Origin of the sequence: Halorubrum laminariae (genome assembly GCF_024494655.1) — an archaeon.
GTDB classification, from domain to species: Archaea; Halobacteriota; Halobacteria; order Halobacteriales; family Haloferacaceae; genus Halorubrum; species Halorubrum laminariae.
Genome location: NZ_JANHDL010000002.1, coordinates 112,244 through 129,018, shown reverse-complemented (window position 1 = coordinate 129,018; position 16,775 = coordinate 112,244). Strand labels below are relative to the sequence as shown.

The 16,775-nt window shown below is 65.0% G+C and carries 22 protein-coding genes; 14 read left to right on the top strand and 8 right to left on the bottom strand.

Annotated features, from left to right (window positions below; genetic code table 11):
* Positions 1-61: 61 nt before the first annotated feature.
* Positions 62-2,164, bottom strand: a complete 2,103-nt coding sequence (locus NO887_RS03635; RefSeq protein ID WP_256417112.1) for a histidine kinase N-terminal 7TM domain-containing protein — start codon at positions 2,162-2,164, stop codon at positions 62-64.
* Positions 2,165-2,243: 79 nt separating this feature from the next.
* Between NO887_RS03635 and NO887_RS03630 the strand changes: the two genes are divergently transcribed.
* Positions 2,244-2,711 carry a peroxiredoxin gene (locus NO887_RS03630; RefSeq protein WP_256417111.1) on the top strand — a complete coding sequence of 156 codons (468 nt, stop codon included), beginning with the start codon at positions 2,244-2,246 and terminating at the stop codon, positions 2,709-2,711.
* Here the strand turns inward: NO887_RS03630 and NO887_RS03625 are convergent.
* The 3 genes from NO887_RS03625 to NO887_RS03615 all read right to left on the bottom strand — a co-directional run bounded on the left by NO887_RS03625 (position 2,708) and on the right by NO887_RS03615 (position 6,173).
* The gene (locus NO887_RS03625; RefSeq protein ID WP_256417110.1) at positions 2,708-3,634 is read right to left on the bottom strand and encodes a DMT family transporter; all 927 of its coding nucleotides are present in this window, start codon (positions 3,632-3,634) and stop codon (positions 2,708-2,710) included. The two genes, NO887_RS03630 and NO887_RS03625, sit on opposite strands and share 4 nt — an antisense overlap.
* 143 nt (positions 3,635-3,777) lie before the next feature.
* Positions 3,778-4,824: a geranylfarnesyl diphosphate synthase gene (gene idsA3, locus NO887_RS03620; protein WP_256417109.1), complete on the bottom strand. Its 1,047-nt coding sequence runs from the start codon at positions 4,822-4,824 to the stop codon at positions 3,778-3,780.
* Positions 4,821-6,173, bottom strand: a complete 1,353-nt coding sequence (locus tag NO887_RS03615) for a ribonuclease J (RefSeq protein WP_256417108.1) — start codon at positions 6,171-6,173, stop codon at positions 4,821-4,823. Before NO887_RS03615 ends, idsA3 begins: the two co-directional genes overlap by 4 nt.
* Positions 6,174-6,449: 276 nt before the next feature.
* On the opposite strand from NO887_RS03615, the gene NO887_RS03610 reads away from it, so the two are divergent.
* The 4 genes from NO887_RS03610 to NO887_RS03595 all read left to right on the top strand — a co-directional run bounded on the left by NO887_RS03610 (position 6,450) and on the right by NO887_RS03595 (position 8,764).
* Positions 6,450-6,692 (top strand): LSM domain-containing protein, encoded by a 243-nt coding sequence (locus NO887_RS03610; protein ID WP_256417107.1) that lies wholly within the window; start codon positions 6,450-6,452, stop codon positions 6,690-6,692.
* The gene (locus NO887_RS03605) at positions 6,689-6,865 is read left to right on the top strand and encodes a 50S ribosomal protein L37e (protein WP_049983101.1); all 177 of its coding nucleotides are present in this window, start codon (positions 6,689-6,691) and stop codon (positions 6,863-6,865) included. The genes NO887_RS03610 and NO887_RS03605 overlap by 4 nt, the downstream gene beginning before the upstream one ends.
* Before the next feature lie 381 nt (positions 6,866-7,246).
* Complete coding sequence (locus tag NO887_RS03600; protein ID WP_256417106.1) at positions 7,247-8,281, top strand: MsnO8 family LLM class oxidoreductase; 1,035 nt, start codon at positions 7,247-7,249, stop codon at positions 8,279-8,281.
* A gap of 138 nt (positions 8,282-8,419) precedes the next feature.
* The gene (locus NO887_RS03595; protein WP_256417563.1) at positions 8,420-8,764 is read left to right on the top strand and encodes a DUF5802 family protein; all 345 of its coding nucleotides are present in this window, start codon (positions 8,420-8,422) and stop codon (positions 8,762-8,764) included.
* A gap of 29 nt (positions 8,765-8,793) precedes the next feature.
* On the opposite strand, the gene NO887_RS03590 is transcribed toward NO887_RS03595, so the two are convergent.
* A complete protein-coding gene (locus NO887_RS03590) occupies positions 8,794-8,922 on the bottom strand; it encodes a hypothetical protein (RefSeq protein WP_256417105.1) in 129 nt (42 codons plus the stop codon).
* Positions 8,923-9,065: 143 nt separating this feature from the next.
* Here NO887_RS03590 and rpl7ae point away from each other — a divergent pair, with 143 nt between their 5' ends.
* From rpl7ae to ndk, 4 genes are read left to right on the top strand one after another with little or no spacing between them, the layout of a single operon-like run.
* Positions 9,066-9,428 (top strand): 50S ribosomal protein L7Ae, encoded by a 363-nt coding sequence (gene rpl7ae, locus NO887_RS03585; protein WP_256417104.1) that lies wholly within the window; start codon positions 9,066-9,068, stop codon positions 9,426-9,428.
* A 6-nt stretch (positions 9,429-9,434) separates the two neighbouring features.
* Entirely contained in the window at positions 9,435-9,659 is a 225-nt protein-coding gene (locus NO887_RS03580) for a 30S ribosomal protein S28e (protein ID WP_004046478.1), read from the top strand.
* Positions 9,660-9,662: 3 nt separating this feature from the next.
* Positions 9,663-9,851 (top strand): 50S ribosomal protein L24e, encoded by a 189-nt coding sequence (locus NO887_RS03575; protein ID WP_256417103.1) that lies wholly within the window; start codon positions 9,663-9,665, stop codon positions 9,849-9,851.
* Positions 9,852-10,325 carry a nucleoside-diphosphate kinase gene (ndk, locus tag NO887_RS03570; RefSeq protein WP_256417102.1) on the top strand — a complete coding sequence of 158 codons (474 nt, stop codon included), beginning with the start codon at positions 9,852-9,854 and terminating at the stop codon, positions 10,323-10,325.
* A gap of 235 nt (positions 10,326-10,560) precedes the next feature.
* On the opposite strand, the gene NO887_RS03565 is transcribed toward ndk, so the two are convergent.
* Together NO887_RS03565 and NO887_RS03560 are read right to left on the bottom strand one after the other, a co-directional pair.
* On the bottom strand, positions 10,561-11,823 hold the full coding sequence (locus tag NO887_RS03565) for a PQQ-binding-like beta-propeller repeat protein (RefSeq protein ID WP_256417101.1): 1,263 nt from the start codon (positions 11,821-11,823) through the stop codon (positions 10,561-10,563).
* Positions 11,824-12,049: 226 nt separating this feature from the next.
* The gene (locus tag NO887_RS03560; protein ID WP_256417100.1) at positions 12,050-12,184 is read right to left on the bottom strand and encodes a hypothetical protein; all 135 of its coding nucleotides are present in this window, start codon (positions 12,182-12,184) and stop codon (positions 12,050-12,052) included.
* Between the two features lie 228 nt (positions 12,185-12,412).
* On the opposite strand from NO887_RS03560, the gene eif1A reads away from it, so the two are divergent.
* Positions 12,413-12,697 (top strand): translation initiation factor eIF-1A, encoded by a 285-nt coding sequence (gene eif1A, locus NO887_RS03555; RefSeq protein ID WP_256417099.1) that lies wholly within the window; start codon positions 12,413-12,415, stop codon positions 12,695-12,697.
* Between the two features lie 70 nt (positions 12,698-12,767).
* Here eif1A and NO887_RS03550 read toward each other — a convergent pair whose 3' ends face one another.
* Positions 12,768-13,382 carry a hypothetical protein gene (locus tag NO887_RS03550; RefSeq protein ID WP_256417098.1) on the bottom strand — a complete coding sequence of 205 codons (615 nt, stop codon included), beginning with the start codon at positions 13,380-13,382 and terminating at the stop codon, positions 12,768-12,770.
* 567 nt (positions 13,383-13,949) lie between these two features.
* On the opposite strand from NO887_RS03550, the gene NO887_RS03545 reads away from it, so the two are divergent.
* From NO887_RS03545 to NO887_RS03530, 4 genes are all read left to right on the top strand, one after another.
* Positions 13,950-14,201, top strand: a complete 252-nt coding sequence (locus NO887_RS03545; RefSeq protein WP_256417097.1) for a hypothetical protein — start codon at positions 13,950-13,952, stop codon at positions 14,199-14,201.
* Entirely contained in the window at positions 14,198-14,668 is a 471-nt protein-coding gene (locus NO887_RS03540; protein ID WP_256417096.1) for a PIN domain-containing protein, read from the top strand. The genes NO887_RS03545 and NO887_RS03540 overlap by 4 nt, the downstream gene beginning before the upstream one ends.
* Before the next feature lie 479 nt (positions 14,669-15,147).
* Positions 15,148-16,176, top strand: coding sequence for a thymidylate synthase (gene thyA, locus NO887_RS03535; RefSeq protein ID WP_256417095.1), 1,029 nt, complete (start codon positions 15,148-15,150; stop codon positions 16,174-16,176).
* Positions 16,176-16,769: a dihydrofolate reductase gene (locus NO887_RS03530; RefSeq protein ID WP_256417094.1), complete on the top strand. Its 594-nt coding sequence runs from the start codon at positions 16,176-16,178 to the stop codon at positions 16,767-16,769. The genes thyA and NO887_RS03530 overlap by 1 nt, the downstream gene beginning before the upstream one ends.
* The last annotated feature ends 6 nt before the right edge of the window (positions 16,770-16,775 follow it).

Here is a 16,775-nt window from a genome sequence, read left to right as displayed (position 1 = left end):
TCGACGACCGCCCGCAAAGAGGTTGCGGAGGGGCGCTACGGCCCCACGGTGCCGCGTCGGATCACCGCTCTGTCGTCGGATCCAGTTCCGCGTCGTCGGCCGCGGGCAGCCATATTGTCACGCTCGTCCCCCGAGGCTCTCGCATCTCTATCGTCAGATCGCCGCCGGACTGCGAGACGATCCAGTGCACGAGCCAGAGCCCGAGCCCGCTCGCGTGTTCGAGCGGCGTCTCGCGGACCTCAGAGAAGACCGTTCGCTCGACCGAGGGGATACCCGGACCGTCGTCATCGACCGCGATCCGATAGCCGCCGTCGGCGGTGTCGACGCTCGCTTCGACGATCGGCGTCCCCCCATCGTGGTGGACAACCGCGTTCTCCAACACGTTTCGCACGGCGGACTCGAGCAGCTCGTCGGCGCGGACGACCGCCGTCTCCGGGACCGAGACGCTGACGGTCGCCCGTGGAAACGCCGATTCGAGCGCCGTACAGAGACGCGTGAGCAGCTCTGCGAGGTCGATCGTCGCTCGTCCCCCCTCGTTGTGGAGTGCCACGTCGATCTCGCGGGCCTGATCGCTGAGGTGCGTGAGCGTCTGCACCTTGCGGTCGATGGTGTCGAGGTACTCCGCTCCCTCGTCGTCGACGTGGTCGCGCAAGAGCCCGGCGTAACCGCCGATCACGTTCGCGTCGTTTTTCAGATCGTGTCTGAGAACGCGGTTGAGAACCTGTAGCCGCTGTTTGTATCTCCGAGACTCGGTCACGTCTGTCGCCGTGATCACGACCTCGTCCGTGTCTTCGAACAGGCGCTCGACAGTCGTCTCGAACTGTCGCCAGTTCCCGTTCGCGTGGATGAGACGGTGGGCGACAGTCTGGGGGTCGCGCGTCTCGAAGGCGCGCTCCAACAGGCGCTGTGACTCCTCACGGTCGTCGGGGTGAACCAAGTCGATCGCCGGCCGCCCTTCGACCTCAGCGGGTGTGTGTCCCAGCAACCGCTCGACTGACGGACTCGCGTACCGGACCAGTCCGTCGGTGCCGCACACGGCGATGACGTTCGGCGATTTCTCGATGAGCGCCCGGTACCGACGTTGGAGCGTTTCCTGTGCCGTGACGTCGCGGAACAGCAGGACGGTACCGCCGCCGGTCGAGTACCCGGCCGCGTCGTCGTCGATCTCGTGGGGTGTCACAGTTAGTATACGCGGGTCGTTCCCGCGATCGATCGTCACGCGAATCTCGGGGTTCGCCCCCGTCGCTTGGGCGTCTCCGCCGTTCCCGATCTCGCCGTCGATCGCGTCGATGACGGCCGGCGCGTCTTCGAACGCCTCATCGACGCGACTGCCGACGGCCGCCGAGGGGAACAGCGCCCGCGCCGGGTCGTTCACGTCGGCGATCCGCCGGTCCGACCTGACGACAACGACTCCGTCTGAGAGATTCGCGAATACCACGTCGCGGGCGACGGGCGAGAGATCGAACAGTCGGTGTCTGAATACGACCCACCCGAGCACAACGGACGTTCCGGCGAACGTGATCGGCGTGTAATCGACGAACGTCGTGCCGAAGGCTCCCCACACGCCGAGTATCCCGGCGGTCATCGGTGCGATTCCGGCGATCAGAAGCAGCGCGGCCTGCCGCCGAAACACTCCGTCGCGCGTGAGTGCGACCGAGCCGAGCACGAGGAACGTGAAGACGTTCACGACGTAGGTGTACGCTATGAACCCGATCAGCGCCGGCGTCGGCAGGAACGTCAACACGAGGTAGCCGTTCGAGGCGGAAAGCGCCGGCGAGCGGTAAAAGAAAGGATTGACACCGACGGCGAGAATCGCGGTGACGGCAGCGACCGGGACGGCACAGAGGAGGACGAACCGCTTCGGGCGAAACCACTCCCGCCAGTCGACGTACGCGAGCACGAACGCCGGCCACGCGACGGCGAGGATCCCGACGCCAATCCACACGAAGCGGTTCCAAAAGAGCGTCTCAGCGAGCGTCGTTGCCGAGAGCTGAGCGGCGTACGCCAGCGCCCAGAGACCAGCTCCGACCGTGACGCCGACGAAACTTCGGACGAGTGGCCGTCCGCCTCGCAGCCGGTTTTTGAGCGCGTATCCGGCAAACCCGAAAGACGCGATCGCCGCGACCAAAAGCGGCGCAGTAAACGGCGTCGGTTGCCACTCCATCAGTATCGGGTCGACGACAGTGGCGACTAAAAAGGAACCGGACCGAACGTCATAAACGATCACCGACCAGATATAGCACATGCTTGAACCCGGCGACACCGCACCACCGATTTCGCTCGTCGACCACCGCGGTGAGACCGTCACCGTCGATCCGGCTGACGCGCGCTACACGGTCGTCTACTTCTATCCCCGCGCGGACACGCCGGGGTGTACGACCGAGGCCTGCGGCTTCCGCGACGAGTGGGACGCCTTCGCGGACGCAGAGATCGCCGTCGTCGGCATCAGCGACGATCCGGTCGCGGATCTCGAGTCGTTCGCAGCCGACTACGACCTCCCGTTCACGCTCCTCTCGGACCCCGACGGCGAGGTTGCGAGCGCCTACGACTCCTACGGCGAAAAGACCATGTTCGGGAACACCTTCGACGGCGTGTTCCGGAACACGTACGTGCTCGACGCCGACGGAACCGTGGTCCTCGCGTACGAGGGTGTCGACCCCGAGGACCACGCGGTCGAGATCGTCGAGGACATCGAGTCGCTGGACGCTTAAAAGAGGCCACCGACGCGCGCGAGCAACTTTGGCGCTTCCGTCGCGATCGTGTGATGCTTCAACAGTCCGAAGCCGACGACGATGACGGCGAACCCGGCGACCGTCAGTCGCGTCACGGGTTCAGCGAGCAGTAGTGCGCCGGCGACCGTAGCGACCACGGGCACGACGTACGAGACGAGGTTGATCTCGAAGGCACCCAACCGGCCGAGCAGCGTGAAGTAGATCGTGTACGCCACCGCCGACGCCAACAGTCCGAGGAAGCCGAGCGCCACGAGCGCCGGCAGCTCCGTGGCCGGAAGCCGCTGTGACTCCCCGAACCCGAGGCTAAACCCGTGGATGAGCAGCGCCCCGAAACCCATCGCCCAGCCGGTGAGTGCGATGCTGGAGAAGCTTATCTCGACGGTGCGGAGTCCGACGCTGCCCACCGCCACGGCGAGCACGCCGACGGCGATGAGCCCGACGCCGATCGTGACGCCGCCGGTCAGGTTTGCTGGGTCCGGCTGCGCGACGAGTCCGACGCCGACGAACGCTAACACGACGCCCACCGCACCTCGCGCGTCGAGGCTCGTCCCGCCGATCCAGAGCGCCGCGACCGCAGCGGTCGCGATCGGGACGAGACTGTACGTGATCGCGGCGATCCCGCTCGTGGTATACTGTTGCCCGACGAACAAAAGCGAGTTGTTGACGGCGACGGAGAGCCCGCCGCTGAACCCGATCGCGGCCAGATCACTCCGGGTGCGGGGCAGCGGCGACGACTCGGCGAGGAGAACGTACGAGAGCAGCGCGAGCGCGGCCACGTCGAACCGATAGGCGGCGTACAGTATCGGCGGGTAGTAGTCGAGGCCGACCTCGATGGAGACGAACGAGCCGCCCCAAAGCAGCGCGAGCAGGAAGAACAATGCGACGTCTCGGTATCCGGACACACCCCAGCTGACGGCTGCCGCGGGTAAAGCCGTGTCCGTTTCACCGCCCGTCCGTATTCGCGTCGGCGTCTCATCCGCATTCGCGTCGTCGCCCCGTCCGCATCGCGCTGCCGTCGTCCGACTCGGGTCCGGATCCGACCGGCTCAGTAGCCGCGGACGATCAGGTAGTCGGCGAGGTCACGGAGGAGTTCGCGCGAGCCGCTCTCGGGAAGCACGTCGAGATGCTCTTTCGAGCGTTCCGTCAGATCCTCGGCGGTCTCGCGGGCGTAGGCGATCGATCCGGTGTCTTCGAGCGCGGCGACCGCGTCGTCGATGGCCGCTTCCGTCACCTCGGCTGGCGTCTCCGCGTCGACGAGGTCGTCGACGTCGACGCCCTGCTGACGGGCGTGGAGCGTGATGAGCGTCTCTTTCCCCTCGACGAGGTCGGAGCCGCGCTGTTTGCCCAGTTCCTCGGAGGGGACGGTCAGATCGAGCACGTCGTCTTGGATCTGAAAGGCCCGACCCGAGTCGATCCCGTACTGGTACAGCGCCTCTGCCACCTCGTCGTCCGCGCCAAGCAGTACGGCCGGTGTCGCCGCTGACGCGCCGTACAGGACTGCGGTCTTCAGCTCGACCATTTCGAGGTACTCCTCGGGGAGGATGTCGTCTCGCGACTCGAAGGCGACATCGAGCGCCTGCCCCTCACAGATCTCGGTGCAGGTGGACGCGAGCATCCGCATCGCCTCCAGCCCGTTTGACGGGTCCGCCCCGGTCTCTGTCATGAACTCGAACGCCTTCGAGTAGAGGGTGTCGCCGGCGAGGATCGCCGTCGACGTGTCGTACTGCTCGTGGACGGCCGGCACGCCGCGCCGGAGCGCGTCCTCGTCCATGATGTCGTCGTGGATCAGCGTGAACGACTGGATCACCTCGATGGCGACCGCCGCCCGCATCACGTCGACGGGCCGCCCGTCGAGCGCCGGGAACTCGCGGAACTCGGCGCTCAGTGGCTCGACGCCGGTGACCGCCTCGGCGGCGAGCGTCGCCACCGTGGGTCGGAGCCGTTTCCCGCCGGCTTCAAGGATGTATCGCGTCGCCTCGTAGAGCCGTTCCGGCTCCTGTATCGGAAGCTCCTCGTCGATAGCGGCGTTGACTAGTTCGCGCCGCTCGCGGATGGCATCGAGCACCCGCGCCTCCTTCGTCTCGTTCGTCATTCGACGAGCTGGATGACGTTGCCGTTCTGCGTGACGTGGACGTCGCGTCCGAGCTTGTACCCCTGCGACTTCGCGAGGTCGACGTACGGCGAGCGACCCTTCAGCGTCTGGTGGCCGGGGATCACGTGCTGTGGCTGGAGCGCGTCAAGCATCTCGTAGTGCCCCTCCTCGCGGAGGTGCCCGGAGACGTGGATGTCGTCGTAGATGCGCGCGCCCTGCATCCGAAGCAGCTGTTCGGACTGGTAGCGCTGTCCCTCGTTGGTCGGCTCCGGAATGACACTCGCGCTGAAGACGACCTTGTCACCGTCGTCGATTTCGAAGGGCGTCTCGCCCCGACCCATGCGGGTCAACATCGCGCGCGGCTCGCCTTGGTGGCCCGTCACGATGGGGAGGAAGTTACCCTTGCCCTCCTTCATGATGCGTTTAAATGCGCGGTTGACGGACTTCCGGTGGCCGTACATACCGATGTCGTCTTGGAAGTCGACGAAGTCGAGTCTCTCTGCCGTTCCAGAGTACTTCTCCATCGAGCGGCCGAGCAGGATCGGCTGACGGCCGATCTCGCGGGCGTACTCGACGAGCGTCTTCACGCGGGCGATGTGGGAAGAGAACGTCGTGGCGATGATACCGCCCGAGTAGTCCTCCATCGAGGTCAGGGTGTCCTCGACGTGTTTTTTCGCGTACGACTCCGAGGGCGTTCGGCCCTTCCGGCCCGCGTTCGTGCAGTCTTCGATGTAACAGAGGACGCCCTCGTCCTCGCGACCGATCTCGCGGAACCGGTCCATGTCGATCGGGTCGCCGATGACGGGCGTGTGGTCAAGCCGCTTGTCGAGGCCGTAGACGATCGCGCCCTCGGGCGTGTGTAAGACCGGGTTGATCGCGTCGATGATCGAGTGGGTGACGTTGACGAACTCCATCTCGACCTGCTCGGAGTCGCCGATCGCCATCGTGCCGCCCGCCTGCATCTTCACGAGGTCGTTGTCGACTTGGAACTTGCCCTCGTCTTCGATCTGCTGTCTGACCAGTTCGATCGTGTACGGCGACCCGACGACGGGGGCGTCGTACCGGTGCGCGAGTTTCGGGATGCCCGCGATGTGGTCGAGGTGCCCGTGCGTGGGAACAATCGCCTGCACGTCGCCCTCTAGTTCGCTCATGACGCGGTCGTCCGGGATCGCACCCATGTCGATCAGATCGAGGCTGTGCATGCTTTCGGTCTCCACGTTGTCGTGGATGAGAACCTTACTGAGGTTCAGGCCCATGTCGAAGATGACGATGTCGTCGCCCGCGCGAATCGCCGTCATCTGTCGACCGACCTCTTCGTACCCGCCGAGTGTCGCAATTTCGATTTCCATGATGTGTTGATATCGAGCGCCTGATCGGCGTCGATCACTGAAACCCCGCAAGGAGCCGTTCTGCGCTACGTCCGACCGTGCGTCGTTGAGGCCCCGCTACGGCCGAGTCACTGCTGACCCACCGTGTCCCGCGGGAGTGTGGTACCCGCAGATACAGGTGCCCGTGTTAAAAACACCCGGGTTCGGCCGCGCCGGTATCTCGTCGCCGGAATCGGACGGCGTCGTCCCGGCTTCCTCCCGGTATTTTTAATAGTGCGACGGGTCGCGGTATGCACAATGAGTGGACGACCCCTCGACGTGCTCGAAGCGTCGCTCGAGGAGCCTGTGACCGTACACCTCAAAGACGGCACGACGTACTACGGTGTCTTGGCTGGTTACGACCAGCACATGAACGTCGTCATTGAGCCCGAGACCGACGTGAACGACCGCGTCGACGACGATCTCGACGGCGAGTTTGCGGTCGCGATCGAAGACACAACGATTATACGCGGCGATAACGTCGTCACCATCAAAGCATGACCGGCTCCGGAACGCCCTCTCAGGGAAAAAAGAACAAGACGGTTCACGTGAAGTGCCGCCGCTGCGGCGAGAAATCGTACCACGTCAAGAAGGAACGCTGTTCGTCGTGCGGCTTCGGCGACTCCGCCTCGCGGCGCGACTACGCGTGGCAGTCGAAGTCCGGCGACAACTGAGCGACGATATCTTGTTTCTGCTCTCGCGCTGACTCGGTAGTCGCGGGTATCGCGTCCGATATCGATCTTCGAAACCTCGGTCCCTTCGAAAGCTCCGGCCCCACGTGTCCCACCGACTACACCCGCGGCCTCACGCCTCCCCAGCCTCGGTCGGGGGCGGTCGCGGACCCGCACCGCGTCGCGGCCGCCCCTGCCCTCCCTCGCGGGCTCCGAGCGCCCTGCCGGTCGCTCGGAGGCGCGCCACCGCACGTTTATTCATAAATAGATTGTCGCCGCCACGCCTGCGCTGTCACCTGCCGTGGATCGCTATCGGCCCGTTTCGGTGGCCCACGGTTCCGCCGGGACCCCAACCGTTACCGTCAGTGGTCGACGAGGATATCCATGGAGCTTTCAGCCGTCGACCTCTCGCCGATCCCCGCCGGCGGGACCGCCGCCGACGCTTTCGAGAACACCGTCGCGGCCGCGAAACAGGCCGAGCGACTCGGCTACTCGCGATTCTGGGTCGCAGAACACCACGGCCGCGCCGAACGACTCGCCGGCACGACCCCGGAGGTGTTGCTGGGTCGACTCGCCGCCGCGACCGACGAGATCCGGATCGGCAGCGGCGCGGTGCTGCTCAACCACTACAGCCCGTTCAAGGTTGCCGAGGCGTTCGGAACGCTTGACGGGCTCGCCCCGGGACGTGTCGACGCCGGACTGGGGCGCGCCAACGGCTCTCCCGCAGCCGACCGGGCGCTTGGCACGGACCGGCGCGTGGAGAATCCGGACGAGGACCACGAAGAGCGGATCCGCGCGGTTGTGAACCACCTTTACGACGCGTACCCCGAAACTCACCCGTACGCCGATCTCTCGGTACCCCGATCGGGAGCCGCCCCGCCGGCTCCGTGGGTGCTCGGATCGAGTCCGTCGAGCGGTGAGATCGCGGGCACACTCGGGCTACCCTACTGTTTCGCGGGGTTCATCCGTCCGGGATTCGCCGAGCGCGCCGTCGCCGCCTACCGCCAGACGTTCGAGTCCGGCGTCCTCCCCGCGAGCCTCGATTCGCCCCGCGTCGTCCTCGCGATCAACGCGGTCGCCGCGGACACGGACGAGGCCGCGGCGCGGCGTCGCGCCCCGGCTGAGGCCGTGTATCGGCGGATGCAGCGGGGGAACCTCGGCGACCAAACCCCGTCGGTCGAGGAGGCGATCGACGAGTTGGGCGGGGTTCCCGACCCGACGCCCGCGACGCTCGACGCCGACGAGTGGCCCCGATCGGTGTCGGGGAGCCGAGAGACGATCGCATCGGTCCTCTCACAGCTCGCCGACCGGATCGGCGTCGACGAGGTGATGGTTCAGCACACGGTGCCCGATCACGACGCAGCCCTCGACTCACACGCGACGCTGGCGGAGGCGTTCGACCTCGATCCGCGGACCTGACCGCATTCGGCGGTCTCGGGCAGTCTCGGGCGATCTCGGGTGATATCGACCCATCGACCGCCGCCGGCTCCACATCTCATCTGCGATACCTCCGAGTAACACTTATGTACTACTATGTCAGAGAATACCACGCACAGAATGTTCGAACGCTTTTCGAGCGGCTACTACTTGGGGGAACTGTACGTGGAGCCTCACGGCGGCGATCGCGCCGTCATTCAGCGGGCCGACCACGAGCGCGTCAACGAGCAGCTGTACGCCGACGGCGAGGGGATAGAGCGACTTGACGCGCCGCTCGTGATGAAACTAGACGGCGGCCACATACCTGTCGCCGGCGACGACGACGTGCCGAGCGGGACACTCGCGCTCCCCCGAGAGCTCGCCGACGAGACGCTTCCGGCCCGCCGAAACGTGCTCTTGGCCGACGCCGACCGCGCGGAGACACTGCTGCGGTGGGAGGGTTGGGAGCCGTTCGCGAACGCGTGATCGCCCGAGTCATCTCTCGTTACGGCGCGTCACCGTCCGTCGTCGGCTCTGTCGCTGTCTCTCCCGTCGGCGACCGCCGCCCGCATCTCGGCGATGGCGTCGCGAGCGGTGCTTAAAAAGCGCGGCATCCGAAAACGGCGAGTGATCCCCGGTCGCACACCCGCACGACATTGAAAGCGCTTTTATGGATGTCCGGATTACGTCGGGTCACAGCCTCTGTGGGGTTGATGATGTGCCGTTCCGTTAGGGACCGACCACGGGACGGACACGCGAGCCCGCACGGAGGACAGGTGAACAACATATGCCCGTTTACGTAGACTACGAAACCCCAGCCGACCTCGCCGAGCGATCGCTCGAAGCACTTGAGGTCGCCCGAGACACCGGTACCGTGAAGAAAGGAACCAACGAGACCACGAAGGCCGTCGAACGCGGCAACGCCGACCTCGTCGTCGTCGCCGAGGACGTTTCTCCGGAGGAAATTGTGATGCACCTCCCTGAACTCGCCGACGAGAAGGGAATTCCGGTCGTCTTCGTCGACACGCAGGACGAAGTCGGACAGGCCGCCGGCCTCGAAGTCGGCTCGGCCGCCGCCGCCGTCGTCGACGCCGGCGATGCCGACGACGACGTCGAGGACATCGGCGATAAGGTCGCGGAGCTTCGATAACCACCCATGAGCGCAGAAGAGGGCACCGGCGACTCCACCACCGCCGAGGTGATCGAGGTCGTCGGCAAGACCGGGATGCACGGCGAGGCCATGCAGGTCAAGTGCCGCATCCAAGAGGGATCGAACCAGGGCCGGATCATCACCCGGAACGTCCTAGGTCCCGTCCGCATGGGCGACGTGCTCCAGCTCCGGGAGACCCAGCGCGACGCGGACTCCATCGGAGGGCGATAACCAATGGTCGAGACACGCACCTGCGATTACACCGGTGAAGAGATCGAGCCCGGCACGGGCACGATGTACGTGAAAAAGAACGGCCAGATCCTCCACTTCGTCGACTCGAAGGCGGAGAAGAACTACCTCCTCGGCCGCGAGGCCCGCGACCTCGAATGGACCGAGGAAGGGCACAATCAGGGTGGCGAGTAGATGAGCGGCCACGACGAGCGCACCTTCGTGATGGTGAAGCCGGACGGCGTCCAGCGCGGTCTCATCGGCGAGATCGTCTCGCGGTTCGAGGCGCGCGGCCTGAAGCTCGTCGGCGGGAAGTTCATGCAGATCGACGAGAACCTCGCGCATGACCACTACGGCGAGCACGAGGACAAACCGTTCTTCGACGGTCTCGTCGAATTTATCACCTCCGGACCGGTCTTCGCGATGGTCTGGGAGGGCGCGGACGCAACTCGACAGGTCCGCGCGATGGTCGGTGAGACCGACCCCGCCGAGTCAGCCCCGGGAACGATCCGCGGTGACTTCGGGCTCGACCTCGGTCACAACGTGATCCACGCGTCGGACCACGAAGACGAGGGCGCGAACGAACGTGAAATCGACCTGTTCTTCGACGAGGACGAACTCGTCGACTACGGCCTCGACGCCGCTGCGTGGGTGTACGAGGACGAGTAACACTGGATACGGTCACACGACCGATCCGGATCGATCTTTGTCCGAATTCCAGTTTCGCTCGCAGAGAGGCGTCACCGTCTCGACACACCACGTTTCCGGTGAACGATCGTCAATAAATCGGTGCAGTCACGCGATTATCTGACGATGACGAGATAAAAGTGACTACGTAGCAGCCGATCTCGACCACGCAACTCTGCGAAGCGCGGGCCCGCTTTACCCGGACCGCGCCCGGTGGTCAGCCGCTCACGTCGACTGCGACCGTTCTCCCGGTTTGTGTCACGACGACGATCTCGTCGGTTCCGTCGCCGGTGACATCGGCGAACGCGGGGCTCGCGTAGACGACGGAATCGACGTTCCCACGGGCGGTGACACCGCCGTTCCGGTTCAACACGAGGAGCTCACCCTCTCGGTTTACCGCGACCGGGTCGGTCTCGCCGTCTCCGTCGATATCACCGAGAGACGGGGCGTTCACTCGGGTATTTGCTCCGTACTGTTGTTTCCACGAGACTTCACCGTCGAGGAGACTGACGGCCCAAATGCTGCCAGAGCCACCGACGTAGACGCGTCCCGGGCCTGCACTGCCGACCGTGACCGGGAGGTCTTGGAGTCCGATCTCGTATCGAGTCGAGCCGTCGGCGATCTCGATCGTCTCTAGATTCCCGTTCGTTCCGCCGAGCGCGAGGACCGCTCCGTTTTGACTGTCCGCCTGCTGCCAGCTCAGAGGCGTGACGGACGGCGTGGTCGTCCACCGCGTTTCACCGGCACCGTCGAGCAGTTTGACCGTGCGCTCGTCCCCCTCTGCCGTGACGACGGCGACGCCGTTGATCGCGTCGCCGTTTCCGCCGTCCACTCCGTCTGTCTCACTTTCGCCGAAGTCGAGCGCCAACGGTCGACGCTCGATCGGCGCGTCAACGTCAGTCTCGAAGACCGATTCGCCCCCGCTGTCGACGGCGAGGACGGTGCCGCTCGTCGAGACTGCGACGACCTCGTTGTCGCCGTCGCCGTCCACGTCGCCGATCGCGGGTCGGACCCCGCTCGGACCGTCGAGGTCGATGGCGAACCGCTCGGAGCCGTCGCCCACCGCGAGGACGACGAGCGATCCGGACTCGGTCGTGAACGCGACGACCCGATCTCCCCGGAGTGTTCCCGTGACGAGCCCGCTCGCGTCGATGGCCTCGTCGCCACTGCCGTCAGCCGTCGCGCCGCTTCCGGTTCCCGCACCGATCGGCGTCGTCCACTCGACGCCGCCGCCGACCGCGGTAGCCCGCACCGACCGAGTGCCGTTCCCCGTGACAGACTGCAACACGAGCGGGTCGCCGTCCATCGTGGCGACGACAGCGCCGCTTCCGTCGTCGCCAGCGACCGGATCGGACTCCCAGACGACCTCGGCCTCCGTCGCCCCGTCGTCGACCCCGACGAACGCGAACAGCGCGACGCCGACACCGGCCGCGCCGCCGGCGAACAGAACGAGACTCGCGAAAAGTACGCGGCGGTCCATTGCGGTGGAGTTCGGTCGGCGGCGGCATACGGCTGTCGGATGCGGTGCGACTGTCGGGTATGGCCACTGCTCCAACGAGTCACCAACGGGTCTGCAATGAGTTTACAACGGGCCTACAACGAGACCGCGACGCGGTCGGCGGGCGACTCGTCGCCGGCTCATGTCGGCGAACTCACGGCCGCGAGCAAAACCCGATCGGGCCGGACTGACGCTCGGCGGCGGCTCGTCACAACACCAGTCCGACGGCTTGGACCGCGAATCCGACGGCGAAGACGGCGAGCAGGGCGATCGTCGCGAGCACGACTGCGGGTGCGAGGGCCTCGTCGTCGTCGTCGAGGACGATGGACTCGATCTCCTTCATGCGAGGGAAATCGGTACCGCGCGGTTTGAACGCTTCGCTCGTGTTCACGTCGGGCGGGGCCGTCCAACCGGTGCGGCCCGTCACAGCCGACGCGGTCTCCGCAGTGCGCACGCCGCGACGATCCGGCCGAATCGAACTGTTGGATGGCGCTCGTGTGTGACAATTTCGCACGAGGAACGCGCACACGCATCTCCCATGACTTATACGGTCGACCGTCTAATCGACTGTATGAGCGAAGAATCCGGGCGTCGGAACCTCCGAATGCCCAACGACGACGAAGTGTTCGCCGTGGTGACAGAGCACCTCGGCGGGAACCACGTCAGACTGCGCTGTGTCGACGGTGAGACGCGTATGGGCCGGATCCCCGGTCGCATGAAGTATCGCACGTGGATCAGCGAGGGCGACGTCGTGCTCGCGGAGCCGTGGGACTGGCAGGACGAGAAGGCGAACGTCGAGTGGCGCTACACCGACGAGGACGCAGACCAACTCCGCCGCGAAGGCCACATCCAGTAGCGACCCCGGACTCGTTTTCGACTCGTCGTCAGTCGTACCCGGTCGCGCGGTAGATCGATCACGCAGTCGATCAGGTGTACAGGAGGATAACGGCCACGACGAACAGTATCTCTCCGCCGACCAAAAGCGTCGCGAGCAGCCAGTACCGATACCGCCACAGCCACTCCGTCACACGCGCCCGGAGAGCTGTCCCCGCGTTCCGGAGCGACTCCGAGTCGTCGACGGTCTGACCACCTGCGTACGACTCGTCTATCCGCCACCCCTCGTTGGCGTCGTACGTCGCCGGAACGCGAGTGCCAGCGAGTTCGTCGATGTCGAGCGGCGAGACGCCGGCCGCCTCGAGGAAGTCGAGAAACGCCGCCGACTCCGTCAGCGATCCGTCTCGCGGGGCCGGGAACCGTTCGGTGTGTGTCGATCCGCCGTGTGGCGGTTGGAGGTCAACTCGCACTTCGGAGCCGGCGGACCGAACGTCGGTCACGACCAACACGCCGGCCTCGTCGTTGAGATACGCCTCGCGAAGGCGGCGCTGCACCGATTCGTCGACACTCGACGCTGTCTCGGTGTGATTTCGCGATCCATCGGGATCGTCGACTGTGTCGACGCTGCGGTCGAGCCGATCCGTGTCTGCGTCTCCGCGGCGTGAGCGCTCGACGGACTGCTCGTCTCCGGAGGGCTCCTCCGACATCTGAACGCGTTTGGTCGTCCGATCGTATAAGGACGCGGCCGGTGGCTATCGCCGCTTGTACGCAAAACAGACATAAACAATTATTACATAGCAGTCCATCGGGTGGGGTGTGCCACCCGTAGTACACGATTGACGCAGGCTCGGAGTCGGGTCCGATCGGCGGACCCGAGTTACCGAGTACGCGCGCGACGACCGACGAAGCGGCCGAGACGACGAACACCGGAACGGCGGGGGCGATGTTCGATCCGGACAGCACCGTTCGCCTCCCGAACGGGACCGACCGCTGGAACGCGTACGCCGGTTCCTGTCACGGTAGCGACTGACGTGAACCCGGACACCCTTTTATCCTGAGAACGGCTACGTGCGACCGGCCGATGACGATGCACCGCACCGAGCTGCCTCGGCACCAGCGATGACGATCCCTATGAGTGCAGAGGCCGGCGTTTTTGCTCGGAGACCGTGTCTCTAGTCGGATCCGGTTGTGATCACAGTGGACATAGGCTCCGGTCAGATTGTTAGCGGACGGGCGGACACGGATTTAAGAACGTTGCCGAGCAATCACACGATATGGCCGCTGAAATTTCGGATCGGGTTCGAGAGATTGCGGAGGCTCGCGGCCTTCCGGAGTCCGAGGTGTTCGAGCGGGCACTCGAACGAGGCCTCGAAGGCCTGTGGGAGGATCTTGTTCTCGCGCGGTACCTCGACGGCGAACTCGACCGCGAAGAAGCGATCGACCGTGTCGGTCGGACGAAAGTCGAGCGGGCAGAGCGAGAACGCGGGGTCGTCGAGAAAGATGTCGACTGGGGCTTGAACGCGTGACGCTTGCGGCTGTTTCTGATTCGGGACCGCTTATTCACCTCGGCGAAATCGATTCGCTCGAACTGCTCTCGACGTTTGACACGCTCCTCGTTCCCGTGATAGTTTACGAGGAAGTCGCCGCCGGTGGTGTTCCGGACGGATTGGCCGACCGCTCGTACGAACTCCTCGAAACCGATAAAAATCGAATCGAAGGTGAAGAGCTAGATGCCGGGGAACGCGCCGCGATCACGGTCGCTGAAGAGCGGAACGTCGTTCTCCTAACCGACGACCTCGCTGCCCGCGAGGCGGCAACTGACGCAGGCGTCGAAGTGCGAGGTTCTGTCGGCGTCATCGCGCTTGGTTACGGTCGCGGATTGCTCGATAGAGATGAGGCCGTGTCGCGAATGCGGGCGCTCCAGCGGAAGACGAGTCTCTTTGTGACCGACGCTGTCGTCGAACGTGGTATCGAACTCTTGGACGAAACTTGATTGCGCGCCGGTCAGCGGATACGAAACTTCGCGGGCGCTACGCTTCACTTTCACTCCGGTTGGCTGTCAGTTATTATCTACTAGACCATTCGTTCGCTCATGTCCTATCATCGTGATACGTCTTGGACGACCTGTCCACACTGTGATAAAAAGCAGAAGGCTTCGAGTGGATGGGTGACGTGTCGAAGCTGCGGTGAGAGCTTTCATGCCTGACTGATGGTGTTCAAGTTTGTCAAATAGCGGAAGAGCAGCATCTCTAGTCGAATCCGGTTGTAGACGGAGTCGAAATGCCACCGCATGGAGGTGGTGTTCACAGGCTTCGAGATGAGATCACCGATAGTCAGTGAACACAGCGGTGACCATCAACTGTCTTGAGACTTCGAATCCGATCGGAAGGAATTAGGTTTGCTCCTGACGTGCGATCAGTAGACCCGACGTTTCGGAGCGTACCCTTGCGCCCCGAGACGGCACCACCCATCATGAAACAGTACCTCGATCTCGTCGACGACACGCTGTCGACGGGCACGTACAAGCCGAACCGGACCGGTGTCGACACCATCGCCTCGTTCAGCGGGCAGTATACCGTCGACCTCGCGGAGGGGTTCCCGCTGTTGACGACGAAGAAGATGGACGGCTACCGCTGGAACTCGCTCATCCACGAGGTTCTCTGGTATCTCTCGGGCGAAGAACACGTCCGGAACCTCCGCGAGGAGACGAAGATCTGGGACGCGTGGGCGGACGATGAGGGACTGCTCGACACCGCCTACGGCCGCTTTTGGCGTCGATATCCGGTTCCGGACGACGACGCGGCGCTGCCCGGTGAGACGTGGCCGGACGACGCGCACCGCTGGGTGACCGTCGAGGAGGACCCCGAGGGGGGCGAGCGCCGCACGTTCGACCAGATCCAGTACGTCCTCGACACGCTCGAAGAGAACCCCCGGTCCCGGCGGATGGTCGTGAACGCGTGGCATCCGGCCAACGCCGCGACCTCGACGCTGCCGCCGTGTCACTATACCTTCGTCGTGAACGTTCAAGGCGATCGGCTCAACCTTCACCTCACCCAGCGCTCGGGCGACATCGCGCTCGGCGTCCCGTTCAACATCGCGGCGTACGCGCTGCTCGCGAACGCACTCGCCCAGCGCACCGGCTTCGAGGTCGGCGAGTTCGGCCACACCGTCGTCGACGCGCACGTCTACTGCGGCCGCGGCGAGCGCGGGACGTGGTACGCGAACAACCTGAAGTACGTCCAAGACCGGCTCGCGGCCGTCGAGAACACGGCCGACTACTTGGACGTGAAAAGCTGGGTCGAGCGGACCGCTCCCGACGAGGCCGCCGGCGAGGAAGGATACGACCATGTCCCCGGCCTGCTTGAACAACTCTCGCGAGAACCGCGTGAGCGACCGCGGATCGAGATCGCCGACAAGCCCCTCGACGAACTGACGTATGACGACGTACGAGTCGTCGATTACGAGAGCGCGGACGGAATCTCGTTCGCGGTTGCAGAGTGATGACGGGCGACGCCGTCGACACTGGCAGCACCGCCGATACCGAAGACGTGACCGACGCCGCTCCCGCCATCGTCCTCGTCGCCGCCGTCGCCGAAAACGGTGTCATCGGTGACGACGACGCGATGCCTTGGCACTACCCGGCAGACCTCGCGCACTTCAAGCGACTGACGACTGGCCATCCCGTGGTCGTCGGCCGGGCGACCTACGAGAGCATCGTCGCCCGGATCGGTGGTCCGCTCCCTGACCGCACGAGCGTCGTATTGACGACGCGCGATCTCGGCGACGGCGACCTCCCTGTGGGGGCCGTCGTCGCGTCCGATATCGACGAGGCGGTCGCCCGCGCGGCAGTCGACGCCGACGACCGCGGCGTCGACACGGTCTACGTGATCGGTGGCGCGACCGTCTACGACCAGTTCCTCGACCGCGCCGATCGGATGGTGCTGACGGAGGTTCCCGAGTGCCCCGACGGCGACACGCGCTTTCCGGACTGGAATCCGGACGAGTGGACGGCGGTCAACCGCGAAATCGCCTCGTCTGACGACGCCGATTCCGGAGATCTCATGTTCGTCACCTACGAGCGGATCGCCGATTGAGAACGA